The 14,359-nt window shown below is 64.6% G+C and carries 15 protein-coding genes; 9 read left to right on the top strand and 6 right to left on the bottom strand.

Annotated features, from left to right (window positions below):
* Nucleotides 1–105: 105 nt before the first annotated feature.
* Complete coding sequence (locus PPGU16_RS33940; RefSeq protein ID WP_180727065.1) at nucleotides 106–1,590, top strand: HD domain-containing phosphohydrolase; 1,485 nt, start codon at nucleotides 106–108, stop codon at nucleotides 1,588–1,590.
* Nucleotides 1,591–1,595: 5 nt separating this feature from the next.
* Here the strand turns inward: PPGU16_RS33940 and PPGU16_RS33935 are convergent, their stop codons facing one another.
* On the bottom strand, nucleotides 1,596–1,928 hold the full coding sequence (locus PPGU16_RS33935) for a DUF2322 family protein (protein ID WP_180727064.1): 333 nt from the start codon (nucleotides 1,926–1,928) through the stop codon (nucleotides 1,596–1,598).
* 297 nt (nucleotides 1,929–2,225) lie between these two features.
* Here PPGU16_RS33935 and PPGU16_RS33930 point away from each other — a divergent pair, with 297 nt between their 5' ends.
* The 5 genes from PPGU16_RS33930 (at nucleotide 2,226) to PPGU16_RS33910 (ending at nucleotide 6,962) form a co-directional block, all read left to right on the top strand.
* A complete protein-coding gene (locus PPGU16_RS33930; RefSeq protein WP_180727063.1) occupies nucleotides 2,226–2,774 on the top strand; it encodes an RNA polymerase sigma factor in 549 nt (182 codons plus the stop codon).
* Nucleotides 2,771–3,706 carry an anti-sigma factor gene (locus PPGU16_RS33925; RefSeq protein ID WP_180727062.1) on the top strand — a complete coding sequence of 312 codons (936 nt, stop codon included), beginning with the start codon at nucleotides 2,771–2,773 and terminating at the stop codon, nucleotides 3,704–3,706. The genes PPGU16_RS33930 and PPGU16_RS33925 overlap by 4 nt, the downstream gene beginning before the upstream one ends.
* A 159-nt stretch (nucleotides 3,707–3,865) precedes the next feature.
* The gene (locus PPGU16_RS33920; RefSeq protein WP_180727061.1) at nucleotides 3,866–4,828 is read left to right on the top strand and encodes an anti-sigma factor family protein; all 963 of its coding nucleotides are present in this window, start codon (nucleotides 3,866–3,868) and stop codon (nucleotides 4,826–4,828) included.
* Between the two features lie 42 nt (nucleotides 4,829–4,870).
* The gene (locus PPGU16_RS33915; protein WP_180727060.1) at nucleotides 4,871–5,923 is read left to right on the top strand and encodes a catalase family peroxidase; all 1,053 of its coding nucleotides are present in this window, start codon (nucleotides 4,871–4,873) and stop codon (nucleotides 5,921–5,923) included.
* 319 nt (nucleotides 5,924–6,242) lie between these two features.
* Nucleotides 6,243–6,962: a response regulator transcription factor gene (locus PPGU16_RS33910; RefSeq protein ID WP_180727059.1), complete on the top strand. Its 720-nt coding sequence runs from the start codon at nucleotides 6,243–6,245 to the stop codon at nucleotides 6,960–6,962.
* Nucleotides 6,963–7,154: 192 nt separating this feature from the next.
* Here PPGU16_RS33910 and PPGU16_RS33905 read toward each other — a convergent pair whose 3' ends face one another.
* On the bottom strand, nucleotides 7,155–9,050 hold the full coding sequence (locus tag PPGU16_RS33905; RefSeq protein WP_180727058.1) for a hypothetical protein: 1,896 nt from the start codon (nucleotides 9,048–9,050) through the stop codon (nucleotides 7,155–7,157).
* A 50-nt stretch (nucleotides 9,051–9,100) separates the two neighbouring features.
* Nucleotides 9,101–10,090: a phage tail tip lysozyme gene (locus PPGU16_RS33900; RefSeq protein WP_180727057.1), complete on the bottom strand. Its 990-nt coding sequence runs from the start codon at nucleotides 10,088–10,090 to the stop codon at nucleotides 9,101–9,103.
* A 276-nt stretch (nucleotides 10,091–10,366) separates the two neighbouring features.
* Here PPGU16_RS33900 and PPGU16_RS33895 point away from each other — a divergent pair, with 276 nt between their 5' ends.
* Together PPGU16_RS33895 and PPGU16_RS33890 are read left to right on the top strand one after the other, a co-directional pair.
* The gene (locus PPGU16_RS33895) at nucleotides 10,367–10,690 is read left to right on the top strand and encodes a hypothetical protein (RefSeq protein WP_180727056.1); all 324 of its coding nucleotides are present in this window, start codon (nucleotides 10,367–10,369) and stop codon (nucleotides 10,688–10,690) included.
* Complete coding sequence (locus PPGU16_RS33890; RefSeq protein WP_180727055.1) at nucleotides 10,687–11,190, top strand: lytic transglycosylase domain-containing protein; 504 nt, start codon at nucleotides 10,687–10,689, stop codon at nucleotides 11,188–11,190. Before PPGU16_RS33895 ends, PPGU16_RS33890 begins: the two co-directional genes overlap by 4 nt.
* A gap of 73 nt (nucleotides 11,191–11,263) precedes the next feature.
* Here PPGU16_RS33890 and PPGU16_RS33885 read toward each other — a convergent pair whose 3' ends face one another.
* Nucleotides 11,264–11,971: a hypothetical protein gene (locus PPGU16_RS33885; protein ID WP_180727054.1), complete on the bottom strand. Its 708-nt coding sequence runs from the start codon at nucleotides 11,969–11,971 to the stop codon at nucleotides 11,264–11,266.
* Complete coding sequence (locus PPGU16_RS33880) at nucleotides 11,968–12,285, bottom strand: hypothetical protein (RefSeq protein ID WP_180727053.1); 318 nt, start codon at nucleotides 12,283–12,285, stop codon at nucleotides 11,968–11,970. Before PPGU16_RS33880 ends, PPGU16_RS33885 begins: the two co-directional genes overlap by 4 nt.
* Between PPGU16_RS33880 and PPGU16_RS33875 the strand changes: the two genes are divergently transcribed.
* On the top strand, nucleotides 12,284–12,742 hold the full coding sequence (locus tag PPGU16_RS33875) for an HrpB1 family type III secretion system apparatus protein (protein WP_180727052.1): 459 nt from the start codon (nucleotides 12,284–12,286) through the stop codon (nucleotides 12,740–12,742). The genes PPGU16_RS33880 and PPGU16_RS33875 overlap by 2 nt on opposite strands.
* Nucleotides 12,743–12,812: 70 nt before the next feature.
* On the opposite strand, the gene dctA is transcribed toward PPGU16_RS33875, so the two are convergent.
* Nucleotides 12,813–14,168 (bottom strand): C4-dicarboxylate transporter DctA, encoded by a 1,356-nt coding sequence (dctA, locus tag PPGU16_RS33870; RefSeq protein ID WP_180727051.1) that lies wholly within the window; start codon nucleotides 14,166–14,168, stop codon nucleotides 12,813–12,815.
* Between the last annotated feature and the right edge of the window lie 191 nt (nucleotides 14,169–14,359).

Below are 14,359 nucleotides of genomic sequence, written 5' to 3'. Positions count from 1 at the left end.
AGCTTCGCAGACGCCCATGAACGCGGGTATCGGTCAAATGACCGATTTCGCGCGAGACCTCGCGCGGTATAGTGGGGCTCGCTCAAAGACTCGCGCCGCACCTTTATGCAGACCTCGTCAGGCTCATCCGGCGGACCCGTTGTTCGCGTCTTCGATGCCGTGAAGGCGCTCGCCTTCATCGGCGATCTGAGCATGGGCCAGCCAACCGATCACTCGATCCGCACCGCATGGCTCGCCGTGCGGCTCGCGCAGGCCGCGGAACTCGGTGAGGCGGCCGTCGTCGCCGCGTGCGAGGCGTCGCTGCTGCGCTGGTCCGGCTGCACGGCGAACGCGTCGGGTTTCGCGGAAGCGCTCGGCGACGACGTCGCGAGCCGTGGAGCGATGCTCGAACTCAAGCCGGACTGGGCGCGCGCGATGGAATTGCAAGGCGATGTGGGCGCGATCATGACGCCGCTCGCGCGCATTCACTGCGAAGTGTCGGGCGAAGCGGCACGCATGCTCGGTCTCGGCCAGGACACGCAAGCCACGCTGCGGCATGTGTTCGAATCGTGGGACGGCACGGGCTCGCCGGACCGGCTGGCCGGCAACGCGGTGCCCGCCACCGTATTCGTGGTCGCGCTGGCGGGCGAACTGGAGATTTTTTCGCGCACATATGGGTTCGAACGCGCGAGCGCGCTGATCGGCCAGCGCGCCGATTCGCGCTATCCGGACAAGCTCGCGCGGCTTGCCGTGCGGCTCGCGCCTCAATGGCTCGACGAACTGGCACAGGCCGACGCGGCCGCTATCGACGCCGTCCTGTTGACGCAACAGATGAACGACGTCACGCCCGTCGAACTGGTCGCGGACATCATCGACCTCAAACTGCCGTGGATGACGGGTTATTCGCGCAGCGTCGCAGCGACGGCCGCGGCATGCGCGGCGCGCTTCGCGCTCGATACGGACGCGCAAAACCAGCTTTATTGCGCAGGCCTGGTTCACGGCATGGGCCGCGCGGCCGTGCCGAATCCCATCTGGGACGCGCCCGCCAGGCTGTCGCCGGCCGCCTGGGAGAAGGCGCGCCTCGTGCCCTACTGGACCTCGCGCGCGGGCAGGCAGACGGGCTCGCTCGCCGAGGCAGCCGAACTCGGTTCATACGCGTACGAACGGCTCGACGGCTCGGGTTATTTTCGCGGCGCGTCGGGCGCTGCGCTGTCGCCGCAAGCGCGCATGCTCGCGGCCAGCGCGGCGTGGGTCGCGTTGCGAGCGGCGCGTCCGTGGCGCGCGGCGCTCGCGCACGACGAAGCGGCGAAGCTGTTGCACGAAGAGGCCGCGCGCGGCCGTTTCGACGCCGATGTCGTCACTGCCTTGATCGACGAGCGCGTGGCGCAGCGGCGCGTGGTGAATCCGCGCGCGCAGACGGCGCGACTTTCGGCGCGTGAAGTCGACGTGCTGCGCGGTATTTCACGCGGTGCAAGCAACAAGGAAGTGGCCCGCGATCTGTCGTTGAGTCCGAGCACGGTGCGCACGCACGTCGAAAGCGTCTTCCGCAAGCTGGACTGCTCGACGCGTGCAGCCGCCACGCTCAAGGCCCTGGCGCTAGGCGTGCTGTGACGCGCTCAGGCGGCTGCGACGACGTCGATACGCAGCGCTTCGCCGCCCGCTGCAATTTCCAGCAGCCGGTCGACATTCGGATGCGCGCCCGGACGGTTGCGCGCATCGGCCGTATGTTCGGCGAACACGGCGAGGCCATGTTCGGCGGCCTTCGCGTCGAGCGTGCCGAATGCGTTGCGCAAATAGTGGTACACGGCAACCGAGCCCTGCTTGCCCGGCTTGTTCTCGATGCTCGCGACCACGCTGCCCTTGCCGTCGACGAGATCGATCCGCTCGATGCCGTCGATGCCCGGCAGTTGCGCGAGGTTGTCCTTGAATACGTTGCCCGGTTGAATCACTGAAAACACTCCATGGTTCGAAAATGACTGGCGGGCCGTATCTTATCCGATCGCCTCGCCGGTTGACCGTCTCGCGCTGGAGTTTGCATGCCATGACCACTTTTCACTCGCCTTTCCGCGTCGAACCCGAACGGATACGCGGTACGCCGAAAACGCTCGTCAGCAACATTGCTGGATCGACGTTAAAATTATCGGCTTGAACTCCGTCCGTATCTTCAAGTGCGCCAACGTTTGCCGCACCGGCCTCATGCCTTCGTCGAGGGCAGACCAACGAGTCAGTAGCAAGGAACGACTTCAATGACAGGCGCAGACTTGTCCGGCATGCTGCCCGAGATGCTTCCAAGGTTATGGGCTTTCGCATTGCGCATTTCCGGCGACCAGCACGACGCTGAAGACCTGGTTCAGCGTGCCTGTGTGCGCGGGCTGGAACGCGCGCATCAGTTGCAGGCGGACACCGCGCCGCTCAGCTGGATGTTCTCGATCGTCCACTCCACGTGGATCAATGAGTTGCGCGCCCGTTCGGTGCGCAGCCGCTCCAGCATGGAATGGGACGACGACTTCCTCGAAACGGTCGAGGACCCGAAGGCGCGCACGCCGGAACAGATCACGATGAACGCGCAGATCATCGAGGCCGTGCAGCGTCTGCCCGAAGCACAGCGCGCCGTGATGCTGCTGGTCGCCGTCGAAGGCCTCAGCTACAGCGAAACGGCTGAAACGCTGAACGTTCCCATCGGCACCGTGATGAGCCGGCTGTCGCGCGCGCGCCAGGCAATCGGCGCGCTGTTCGCCAGCAAGTCGGGCCAGCCGATGAAAATGGCCACGTTCGGCAAGGACTCAGCGTCATGAAAGTCGACGACATCACGCTGATGGCCTATGTCGACGGCGAACTCGACATCGAGGAGCGCCGCGAGATCGAACGCGAGCTGGACGACTCGCCGGAGCTGGCCGAGCGCATCGAACTGTTCCGCGCGTCGAGCCTGCCGTATCACGAGGCGTTCGCGCAGCAGAAGCTGCCGCCCGTGCCCGAGTCGTTGACGCGCAAGATCGCCGAACTGTCGCGCACGCATGCGAGCGCGACCTCGCCCGTGCCGCCCGGCCCTGCCGCCGATCCCGCCGCGAACGACGCCATCGCGCCGCCCGCCGCCGGCTTGCCGCCCTCCGCGCCCGTGCGCTCGCTGATGCGCTTTTCCGCGCCGTGGCTTGCCGCCGCGTTCGCGGCGGGCGTGTTCTCCTGCGTGGTCGGCTTGCGGCTCCTGCCTGGTCTGACGGGCGTGTCGGGCGGCGCTGCGACGGTCGCGTCCGCGCAAGGCGCTTCGCCCTGGGTGATGGCGGCCGCCGGCTATCAGGCGCTCTATTCACGCGACACGGTGGCCGTCGCAACGGACACGGCCGTGTCGGCAAAAACGGTCGCCGATATCCATCAGATCGACGGATTGCCCGTGCGCGTGCCCGATCTCAGCGCGCAGGGCCTTGAGTTCAAGCGCATCCAGCGGCTGCGCTTTCACGACAAGCCGCTCGTGCAGATCGTCTATCTGCCGAAAACGGGCGGCCCGGTCGCGTTGTGCGTCGTGAAAGATGCGAAGCCGGACCAGTCGATTGCGCAGCAGAAGATCGACGACATGGACGTCGTCACGTGGCGGCAGTCGGAATTGAGCTACGCGCTGATCGGCACGGCGGGCCAGGTCGATCTCGACAAGCTCGGCAAACTGATCGCGAAGCGCGATGTCGATGCGATGTTCAGCCAGGCGCCCGTGTCCGCGCGGCCCGTGGAAAGTTGACGGCGCATGCAAGGTTCTTCGCGCAAGAGGACGTCAAATCGGAGCATTGCCCCTCTGCGCGGACAGGACGACGTTATACTTGAGAGTCAAATAGCTGTGACAGCGCTGTGACATGAATGATTTCGAGTGTTGCGGCACTCCCGACCAAGGCCCGAGCGTATGAAAGTCGACGATACCGTGCTGATGGCGTATGTCGACGACGAACTATCGCCACAGGAACGTCAGCAGATCGAAGACGAACTTCGCGTCCACGCGGAGCTCGCGGATAAGGTCGCCCTTTTCCAGGCGTCGCGCCTGCCGTATCGGCAAGCGTTCGCCGAGCAGAAACTGCCGCCCGTGCCGGAGAGCCTGGTCAAACGCGTCGACGATCTGATCCGCGCGCACACGGAAGCCGCGAAGCTGAGCGCCGCTGCGCAAGCCCAACAGGCGGTCGTCCTTCCCGCTGCGCAAGGCGACGACGCACGAGGCGCGAACGACTCCGCCATCGAACACGACGCGCACATGCCGCCTTCCGCGCCCGTGCGCTCGCGCCTGCGTATCGCGCCGGCGTGGCTTGCCGTCGCGTTCGTCGGCGGCGCGTTCTGCTGCGGGGTCGTACTGCGGCTCGCGCCCGGCGTCGGCTTCAACGGGGCGGGCAAGCCGTCCGTTACCGCTACCGTCGCCTCGTCGACGATGGCCTCGCTGCCGTGGGTGCAGGTCGCGGCGAGCTATCAGCAACTCTATTCGCGCGATACCGTCGCGCATCTGTGGCCCGACTCGTCGGACGCGCAAAGCACCGTCAACGAGATTCGCAACGAGGACGGCATCGCGCTGAGCGTGCCCGATCTCAGCAAGGCGGGCTTGCGCTTCATCCGCGTGCAGCGCCTGAAATTCCATGGGCGTCCGCTCGTGCAGATCATCTATCTGCCGCAGAAGGGCGACCCCGTCGCGCTATGCGTGATCAAGGAAAACAAGGCGAATCAGTCCGTCGCGTCGCAACGCGTCGACACGATGAACGTCGTCACGTGGCGCGAGTCCAATCTCGGCTATGCGCTGATCGGCGCAACCAGCAACGGCGATCTCGCGCCGCTTGGCAAAGAGATCGCTGAACGCCGTTTCGATCCGCTCTTTGGTTCTGTTTGATGCCGCGCGCGCAGTAGCGCGCGTGGCACGCGTTGTCGATTCATGTCCAGACTTTCCTTTCGCATCATCGCGGGCGGCGCGCTAGCCGTCGTCACGCTTGGCTCCATCGCGGGCGCTTATGCGTTCTCGTATGGCCTCGGCAGCCTGCTCGGCACGCAGCCTTCGGCGGACAAGATCGTCGACGGCTTCGAAGCCGTGTCCGGCAAGCACCCTGGCTTTCGGCGCAATCACGCTAAAGGCGTCTGCGTCACCGGCTATTTCGACAGTAACGGCAACGCCGCGCCGCTCTCGCGCGCAGGCGTGTTCGCAGCGGGCAAGTCGCAGGTGGTGGGACGCCTGTCGATCGGCGGCGGCAATCCCGCGCAGGCCGATGGGGCGTCGAACGTGCGCAGCCTCGCGCTGCGCATCGTGACGCCGGGCGGCGGCGAATGGCGCACGGCGATGAACTCGGCCCCGATCTTTCCCGTGCGCAGTCCCGAAGCGCTGGTCGAGATGCTCGCGGCCTCGCGGCGCGCGCACGACGCGACCACGTACGGCGACAACCCCGGCATGGATGCGTTCATGAAGATGCATCCCGAAGCCGCGCGCTTCGATCAATGGCTGCGCGATCATCCCCCTTCATCGGGCTTCGACAATGCCGCGTACTACAGCGTGTCGGCGTTCCGGCTGATCGATCGCGACGGGCATGCACAGGATGTGCGCTGGCGCGTCGAACCCGACGACGCCTATACGCCGCTCGCCGATGCGCAAACCCACGACACGGACTTTCTGGAGCGCGGTCTCGCCGAGCGCCTGCGGCAAGGTCCCGTGCGCTGGCACATGGTCATCACGCTCGCACAGCCAGGCGACGTCACCAACGACTCGACACGCCAATGGCCCGCGAACCGCACGCAGATCGACGTCGGCACGCTCGTCGTACAGCGTGCAGAACCGCAGATCGACGGCCCCTGCCGCGACATCAGCTTCGATCCGCTGAAGCTGCCCGACGGCATCGCGCCATCCGACGATCCGTTGCTCAAGGCGCGTTCCGCCGCCTACGCGGAATCGCACGCACGCCGCGTGCATGAAGAACAGCGCTACGCGGCACGCAAGTAAGCACGCGGCTCACCCAGATAGTGGGTCAAGCACGATGACGCTTCGTTTTATCGAACGGTGCTTCGCTGCGTCAACGCACAAAAAAATTTTTGCGCTGTGTCTTTCGATGCAACGCATGACGTGTCGCAAGCCTTTGTCCCACAAGCAGTTTCGCGTGTTCATTCGCATTCGCAGCCGATTAGGAAACGGATGGAATAGCCCCTTGCTATCAGGTGTTCTGTATGACGAGAGCGCTGCAAAAACATAGACAGCGCCTCAGACCAGAATGACGGGGGATATCGGCGCGCATCGGTCGCGCCGCGATGGCTATGGAGTGCACATGCGAATTGCCCTTTTTACCTTCAGCGACGTGCTGTACAAACAGATCAGTCAAGCATTCGAACAGAACGGCACATCCTGCACGCGTTTCACCGACGAGCTTTCGCTGATCCGTTTCCTGCAACGCAATTCGGCAGCGCTCGTCATCTTCGATGCAACGCAGAGTCAGATTCCCGCGCTCGCGACGCTCAAGTGGCGCACCTGCCATTTCCGCACCGATCTGCCCGTGATGATGATCGGCCGTGCGTGGGACAGCGAGGCCGTGATCGAGGCGCTCGATGCGGGCGTCGATGAAGTCGTGATCGGCACCGCGAACGTCGACGAAATCATGGCGCGCGCACGGCGTTCGATTGCGCGCTGCCGCGGCTCGCGCGTCGTCGACCGGCTGACGGTGGCGGGCTATACGATCGACCGCACGGCGCGCACGGTGAGCTTCGGCGAACGCCATGTGTCGCTGACCGCGCGTGAACTGAGTCTCGCATGGCTGCTGTTCATGAACGCGGGCTCGCTGATGAGCCGCGAGCAGCTCGCGAACGCCGTGTGGGGCAAGGATGCCGACCTCGCGGGCCGCTCGCTCGAACAGCATATCTACAAGCTGCGCTCGAAGCTCGCGCTCGATGGCCGCGACGGCTCGCAACTGAAAACGGTCTATTCGCTCGGTTATGTATTCGTCGCGCAGCACGAGGAAGCGGCCGACAGTCGACAGCCGATGGCCGCGTGAGCGGGCTTGCGAGCAGCACAGCATGGCTTGAGAAGAAACAAAAGCACTGGACGAATGCGGCCCGCGCGGCACACGATGCACGCGCCCGACGATGCGGCCAACCGCCCGCAACCGATGCCCATTCGCCATGCGCTGTGTCACGCGGATTGCACCGCGCCCGTTCACGCATGCGAGCCACCCTTCGCGCATGCGTCAACGGCGTGCGAACGCCGACGTCAGACGGCTCGTGGTCGCCTTTTGCGCGGCATCGTCCTTCGCGAAGTCGGCATTGCCGCCGAACGCGGCCAGGTCCGGGTCTTTCGCCAGCTTCGATTCGATCGACATCTCGACCATGCGCTGCATCGTGTAGATCGACTCGCTGCGTCCCATGCCCGTATCGCGCAGCAACTGATACGCGTTCTTCATGCCGGGATCGGCGTCGATCATCGTGGCGAACTGACGCGCGCGCGTCTGCCGCGTGCCGCCGCTTTGCATGATCGTGTTCCACTGGTTCGCGAGCGTCTTTTGTCTGGCGGGGTCGCCAAGTCCCATCTGATACTCGACGACGGCATGCGCATGCTTGCCGACCAGATCGCGCGTTTCCTTCTTCGCGGCGGTGGACTTGCGCTCATTGATCATCGTGCCCGGAAAGATCTTGCCGTAGCGCTCCTGCCCCGCCTGCGTATGCGCCTGCTGGTGGAACGCGAGGTGCGTGTCCTTGATGAGCTTGTCGCGCGCATCGCCGAGATCGTCGAAGGCCTGCTTCATCTGCGGGTCCGCATTTTCACCGGCGACGGAATCGGCAAACGCGTGGCGCTTGTGCAACTCGTAGCTGCCCGCCACTTCCGCCTTTTCGTCGCGCATGCGCTGCTTGAGTCCGCGAATGCCCTTGCCGACGTCGAGCGCGCCCGCGCCCGCGAGCGCGCTGCCCGCGATGCGTTCGCTCGCCGCCGTGGCCGCCGCATGCGAGCCCGCCGCTGCGACCGACGCGCCATGCGTGCCCACGGCCGTCGCCGTCGCTGCGCCGATTGCGACCGTGTTGCGGATGAATTCGTAGGCCGCGCGGTTGCCCTGTTTGGCGGCGACGTCGTCCTTGAGGAAGACGGTGAGCAACACGTTCTTTGCGTGCGCGGCTTCGTTCTTTAGCTCGGGATCGTCGGAGGCGGCGAGTTTGCGCACCGCGTCCATGTCGTAATCGAGTTCGGCGCTGGGGTTCGTTTTCGTTCGTGCGTTGGTGCGCGGATTCTCCGGCGCGTTGCTTGCTGGCTTCGTGACAAGGTCGCTGGTTTTCTGAATGCCGTTCTTGCGCTTGAGGATCATCGTCTCGGGCCGGATCGGCACACCGTTGTCGATGTCGCTTTGGAATTTCTTCAGATCGTGCTGCAGCAGGCTGTCGAGTTGTTCGCCGTAGCGCTGCTTGCGCTCTCGCGCGGCGAAGAACGCGTGGCCATTGACCAGCGCGCTGACGGCTTCGTGCGCGGCAGTCAGGCTGCCGCCGACCACGGCGCCCGTCGCTGCGCCCGCTGTCGAGTGCGTGCCGATGCCGATTGCACCCGCCACCGACGCATCAGGACGCAGCTTGTTGGTCTCCAGCAGCGAGAAGCCGGGCTTGTCGCGATAGACGGGCTGGCCTAAGCGCTGCGAGCGTGCGGGCAATTTGAAGCCGGGATCTTGCGGGGCATCGTTCGGTGGGGTGTCGGTGGCTTCCGCGATGGATGGCGCGCGCGACGGCGGCTGCGAAGGCGCGCTGATCCTCGATGCAGCCGATGACGACGCCGCGCGCGACACCCCCGCTTCATCCGATGACGGTGGCAACGCGGGCAACGGCTTGTCGGGTGCGGTTACGGCAACGCGTGGCCGCTGCCCATCCTGCGCGCCGGACGTGCTGGCTGAGAACGTCGCGCCGTTGCGCGCCATGCGCCCGTCACCGTTTGCCGATGATGACGAAGCGGCATGCGACCTCAGATGCGCGAGCGGCGCGGACATCGCACGCGGACCCGCTGGCGGCGGAGGCGCATTCGCGGATCGCTGCCGGGGACGCGTGCTATCGCCGGTCTCGATCGTGGTGCGGGTCGTGACATGCGGGGAGAGATTCGTCGTTTTCAGCATGGCAAGGCTCGTCGGCAATGGAGTCAAACGCGAACGCGCGGCGCGAAGCCTTACGCAAGAATCTGGTTCAGATACCCGAGACGCGATGCCATCTGCGGATCGGACGGCTGCTCGAAGGCGTTGCAGAACGCCTGCGTCGCGGCCTGCGCGCTATTCGTGCCCTTGACGGCGGCAATCGCGCCCGCCTGCGAGGTCTGCAATTCCTGTTTCAGATAGCCGTAGTTCGCGGCCTCGCTCGACGGATCGAGGTTGTACTGGCGCGCGTAGTCGAGCAGGCCTTGCTTGCGCGTGCCGCCCCATTGCGCGATGCCGTAGCCATTCGCGTTGTCGTCGGCCATGTTCGAACCCGGCGCGCCGATCCTGCCGCCCTGGTTGATGCCGGAGTTCATGCCGCCGCTCTCGTGCCACAGGTTCGCGACGATGCCCGCCGCCTGATCCTTCGTGAGCCCGAAGTCCTTTTGCAGATTGCTGACGTAGGCATCGGCGGTTTGCTTGCTTTGCGCAGGCGACAAGGCTTGTGTTTGCGGCGCGGTGCTGAGTCCTTCGGGTGCTGCACCGGACGATGCGCTCGCCGTCGAAGGCGGTGCGGATGCGGAAGCGGGCGTGCCGGTCGCTGTATTGCCTGCACTGCTATTGCCGATGCCCGCCGCTCCGCTTCCGCCTCCACCGCCTGCCCCATAGCCGCCGACAGGCGTCCCGCTGCCGGGCATCGCTGCAAAATTAGCGTAGCCGCCAGACGGCGCGCCTGCGGGTGCCCCACCCGCGCCGCTTTGCGCACCCGTGCCGTCAGGATCGCGCAGCATGGCGGCGAGATCGGCGAAGAACTGCGACAGGCCGCTATTGCTGCCCGCCGATGTGCCCGCAGTCCCCGCGCCTTGCCCCGTGCCTTGCCCCTCCCCACCGCCGTCGATCAGCTTCGCGATATCGCTCAGCAGGTTCGCAATCGACGCGTCCTGAGACGAGCCATTGCCCTGCACGCCCGCGACGGGCGACAGTCCCGATACGCCACCCGTGCCGTTGAAAAGAGAAAGAGAGTTCATCCGAGTCCTCTGAGGAGAAGGCCGACGATGCGCCGTATCGGTGGCGTCGACCTGGTGCCGTCACGATAAAAGCCCTTCCCCCGTCGGAGCGCGCGGCGCACGAAGCCAGATGCGCAAACACGAAAGCGCGGCGGACTTCGTTTGGCCGTATCGATGCTTCGCGTCGCAGGGGCGTTGCATGCGGCGCGGCTCGTATCCTCGTTCGCATCGCATCCCGCCCGCTCATTCCGCCTGCTCATTCCGCCTGCTCATTTCGCCTGATAAAGGAGCCAGTCAATGCGCCTCACTCGACGCGCCGCTGTTGCGTTATCCATGTCGCTGTCCATCGCGTTATGCGCTCACGCTTCTGCGCAGAGCGCCGTCCGCGACGGGCTGCTGCGCGTGAACGCCGACGACGACAGGATCGAAGCGCGACGCCTCGATGAAGCACGCGCGGAGCAAAGGCGCCTCGACGCCCATCGCGAGGAAGCGCATCGCGAAGACGCGCGCCTCGAACAGGAACGGCTCGCCGAAGCACGCCGCGAAGCGCGCATCGATGCGTACAACGCGTGGCTCGCGCGCTGGCACGAAACGCGTTCGCGCGACGGGATGACGCCATGAAGCCTCACCACATGAACCGCCGCGCATTGCGCATCGCGGGCACGCTGCTGGGCGCGTCGATGTCGCTCGCGACGTCCGCTGCCCACGCCGACTGCTTCGACGATGCCGCCGCATGGCAACGTCTGAATCCGCTGATCCTGCGGGCGATCGCGTGGCAGGAATCGCACAACAATGCCGACGCGACGCATGCGAATGCCAACGGCTCGACCGACTACGGCGTGATGCAGATCAACTCGATCCATCTGCCGGAACTCGAGCGATACGGCATCCGGCGCGACGCGCTGCTGGTGCCGTGCAAGAACGTCTATATCGCGGCGTGGCATCTGCGCAAACAGGTGGTCCGCTACGGCAACACGTGGGAGGCCGTGGGCGCCTATCATTCGTCGACGCCCGCGCTGCGCGACGATTACGCGCACCGCATTGCCGCGATCATCGAACGCTGGCGGCGCGACCCCGCACATGCGATACCCGTGACGGCTGCGTCGCTGGCCGCGCGTTGAGCATCGTGCTGCGAAATCGTTAGCAAGATAGCGGCGCGTCCGACGAATCTCGCGCGCCGCATCCCAACCTCGATCAGACGTCGTTCTTCTGATTCAGATCGCCCGACGACACCGACACCTGCGACGAATCGAACACCTTGTTGCCGCCATCGCCCGTGTCCGGCTTCGTCAATCCACCGCCGCCGAACACCTGCGCGATGTTCATCTTGCCGTTGGAATGACCCGTTTCGAGAATCGCGGCTTCCTTCGTCGCCCCCGAGTTCAACGTGACCGAGCCGTCCGCGCCCATATGGCCGACGTTGTTGCCGCTCGCGTTGTACAGGTTGCCCTGCGAGTCTTCCTGCAGATGCAGCGCGTCGCCGCCCGCCTTGCTGTTGATCTTGATGTTGTGCATGCCCTGGCCGGCCGTGCCCAGGCCGTTACTGGCCGACGCGCCAGTGGGCGTGCCCGTGCCCGAACCGGCGGGCGTGCCCGTGGCCGAGCCCATCGGCGGCATCGAGCCGGGCTGGCCGCCCATCGGCGAAGCGGGATTCTGCGCACCCGGTGCACCTTGCGCGCCTTGCTGGCCGCCGAGCACACCCGCCAGATCCTTCAGGAACTGGCTGACGTTGTTCCCGCCGCCCGCATTGTTCTGCTGGCCGTCGATCAGTTGCGACAGATCCTGCAACAGCTTGCCGACGTCGCCGCCCTGACCCGGCACGGCTTGTGACGCGCCGCCCGTCATGCCGCCGACAGGCGTGTAGTTCACGGGGTTGAGAAAGGATTGGGTAATGGAGTTCATCGAATTCTCTCTGGTTGAAAAGAAGACGAACCGGCGATCTTTGCCCGATCCCGATTCAACCCAGACGATAGATTCATGCAGGCGATCGAGACCCATGCGGCGCGAAGCCACGTGACGCGTCGCGAATGACGCATGCCGCTGGCGAGATGCGGTGTAGTGAGCGTTGTGCTCTCTTCACACCCGTCGACGATGCGCTTCGGCACGCGGCACGACGCTTCGCGCACGCGAAAAATCAAAAGCGAAGGCACATGGAGAATGCCGTGTCGGGCGTGTTGCCCGCTTTCGATCGTCAACCGTTCATGCGAGGCCGCCATGTCGAATCTTCAATGCAGTCCATCCGTGCTCAACGCGATGATGTCGGTGTTTTCGGGCGGCATGCGCATCGGTGCCATGCCCGAGCTGCATGACGTGCTCGGCGCGTTGCGCGCGTGGCAGCCCGATAGCCCGCTCGCCGACGTGTGCGAGGCGCGTCTGCTGATCAACCAGACGGAATGGCGCGAAGCGGCGAACCTGCTGCGCCACGTGACGAGCCGTCACGCGAATCTGCCCGTCGTATCGGCGCTGTATGCGCTGTGTCTGTTCATGCAGCACGACGACGAGTGGCGCCGCGCCGCGACGGACGCCGTCGACACGGGCAACGATACGGCTATCGCGATCGTTGCGCGGTTTTTGAATGTGCCGAATGACGAAGCTGCGAGCGTTCACGGGCCGGAACTGTCGACGCGTGTGCTCGCCGCGATCGAGACGACGCATGCGCTGGAGCATGGTTGATGGCGGCAGCCGGTCGTTCCGAATGGTTGTGTCATGGCGGTGGTGACCAGAGTGAGGTTGGCTCGATAGCTCAGTGCGTGTGGGGCCGGACAATGGCGTCGTTCCGATGCGTCAGGCCCGTCCTTGTGTGGTCGACGGATTCGAGGGCTTCGAGGCTCGTGTCGGAACGATCGAGTATCGCGCGGGCTTTGTTCATGTCGAGCGCGTCCTCCCAGCGGGCAACCACGATCGTCGCCACGCCATTGCCGATCAGGTTCGTCACCGCACGCGCCTCGTTGAGGAAACGGTCGACACCGAGCAGCAGCACCAACCCGGACACAGGAATCTTGTGCATCGTGGCGAGCGTGGCCGCCAATGCCACGAACCCCGCGCCTGCCACACCCGCCGAGCCTTTGGACGTCAGCAACAGCACGCCCAGCAACAACAACTGATCCCAGATCGTCAGGTGGATGTTCATTGCCTGCGCGACGAACATCGAGGCCATCGTCAGATAGATTGCCGTGCCATCGGCATTGAACGTATAGCCCGTAGGCAACACCATTCCGACGACGGGACGCGAGCACCCCAGCTTCTCCATCTTGATGAGCATTTGCGGGAGAACGGCTTCCGTCGAGGCCGTGCCGAGCGTGATGAAAATCTCGTCCTTGATATAGCGAAGGTACTTCCACAATGACAGACCACTCAGGCGCATCACGAGACCGAGCACGGCGACCACGAAGAAAATCGACGTCAGGTACAGACACAGCATCAGCTGGCCAAACGAAGCCAGCGTGCCGATCCCGTACTTCGCGATGGTGAATGCCATGCCGCCAAACGCACCGACAGGCGCGACGTACATCACGATCCGCACGACCCCGAACATGCCCTGCAGGAACATGTCGAGCATGTCGACGAACGGTGCAGTGCGCGGGCCGAGTTTCGCGAGCGCGATGGCGAGCAGCAGCGAGAAAAAGATGATGGGCAGCATCTCTCCATTCGCAAACGCTCCAACAATGCTGTTGGGAACGATGCTCATGAAGAAATCGAGCATTCCGTGCTGTTGTGCCGCGTGGGTGTAGGTGGCAATGGCGGAGCTGTCGATATGCGCCGGGTCGATGTTCATGCCGCTGCCCGGCTTGATGACGTTCACGATCACGAGGCCGATCGCAAGCGCGATCGTCGATGCAATTTCGAAGTAGACGACCGCCTTGACGCCGACCCGGCCCGCTTCATGAAGGTCATTCATGCGGGCAATACCCACTACGACGGATGCAAAGATGATCGGCGCGAGCAGCATCCGGATCAGTTTGATGAACAGATCACCAAGTGGTTTGAGTTGAGAACCGATGTCAGGGTAGAAGTGTCCGACGAGGACACCGGCAACGATGCCAATCAGAACCTGGACGTAGAGTCTGGAAAGCGATTTTCCGATCTTTGAAACCCGCATGACTGTCTCCTATGCGTGGCATCTTTTAATGAAAGTCAGGTCGAGCACCGCAGCGGCATGATGCGCTGCGGCGTGCACGGCCTCATTTCGCCTGCATTCCGTTTATCTGTTTTTATGAACGCCGCGCCGACGCGCTTTTAGGCACGCTTTTAGGCACGCTTGTCGGCACGTTTGCCGCAGTGTTGTCGATT

Source organism: Paraburkholderia largidicola, assembly GCF_013426895.1.
Classification (GTDB): Bacteria; Pseudomonadota; Gammaproteobacteria; order Burkholderiales; family Burkholderiaceae; genus Paraburkholderia; species Paraburkholderia largidicola.
The sequence above is the reverse complement of the archived record's forward strand: the minus strand, read 5'-3'. Positions and strand labels throughout refer to the sequence as shown.

Bases quoted from the DNA above. Each gene is read 5' to 3' on its own strand.
- PPGU16_RS33940 (WP_180727065.1), top strand. From the start codon at position 106: ATGCAGACCTCGTCAGGCTCATCCGGCGGACCCGTTGTTCGCGTCTTC.
- PPGU16_RS33895 (WP_180727056.1), top strand. From the start codon at position 10,367: ATGCGCCTCACTCGACGCGCCGCTGTTGCGTTATCCATGTCGCTGTCC.
- PPGU16_RS33920 (WP_180727061.1), top strand. From the start codon at position 3,866: ATGAAAGTCGACGATACCGTGCTGATGGCGTATGTCGACGACGAACTA.
- PPGU16_RS33910 (WP_180727059.1), top strand. From the start codon at position 6,243: ATGCGAATTGCCCTTTTTACCTTCAGCGACGTGCTGTACAAACAGATC.
- PPGU16_RS33885 (WP_180727054.1), bottom strand. From the start codon at position 11,971: ATGAACTCCATTACCCAATCCTTTCTCAACCCCGTGAACTACACGCCT.
- dctA (WP_180727051.1), bottom strand. From the start codon at position 14,168: ATGCGGGTTTCAAAGATCGGAAAATCGCTTTCCAGACTCTACGTCCAG.
- PPGU16_RS33890 (WP_180727055.1), top strand. From the start codon at position 10,687: ATGAAGCCTCACCACATGAACCGCCGCGCATTGCGCATCGCGGGCACG.
- PPGU16_RS33930 (WP_180727063.1), top strand. From the start codon at position 2,226: ATGACAGGCGCAGACTTGTCCGGCATGCTGCCCGAGATGCTTCCAAGG.
- PPGU16_RS33880 (WP_180727053.1), bottom strand. From the start codon at position 12,285: ATGGCGGCCTCGCATGAACGGTTGACGATCGAAAGCGGGCAACACGCC.
- PPGU16_RS33900 (WP_180727057.1), bottom strand. From the start codon at position 10,090: ATGAACTCTCTTTCTCTTTTCAACGGCACGGGTGGCGTATCGGGACTG.
- PPGU16_RS33925 (WP_180727062.1), top strand. From the start codon at position 2,771: ATGAAAGTCGACGACATCACGCTGATGGCCTATGTCGACGGCGAACTC.
- PPGU16_RS33875 (WP_180727052.1), top strand. From the start codon at position 12,284: ATGTCGAATCTTCAATGCAGTCCATCCGTGCTCAACGCGATGATGTCG.
- PPGU16_RS33905 (WP_180727058.1), bottom strand. From the start codon at position 9,050: ATGCTGAAAACGACGAATCTCTCCCCGCATGTCACGACCCGCACCACG.
- PPGU16_RS33915 (WP_180727060.1), top strand. From the start codon at position 4,871: ATGTCCAGACTTTCCTTTCGCATCATCGCGGGCGGCGCGCTAGCCGTC.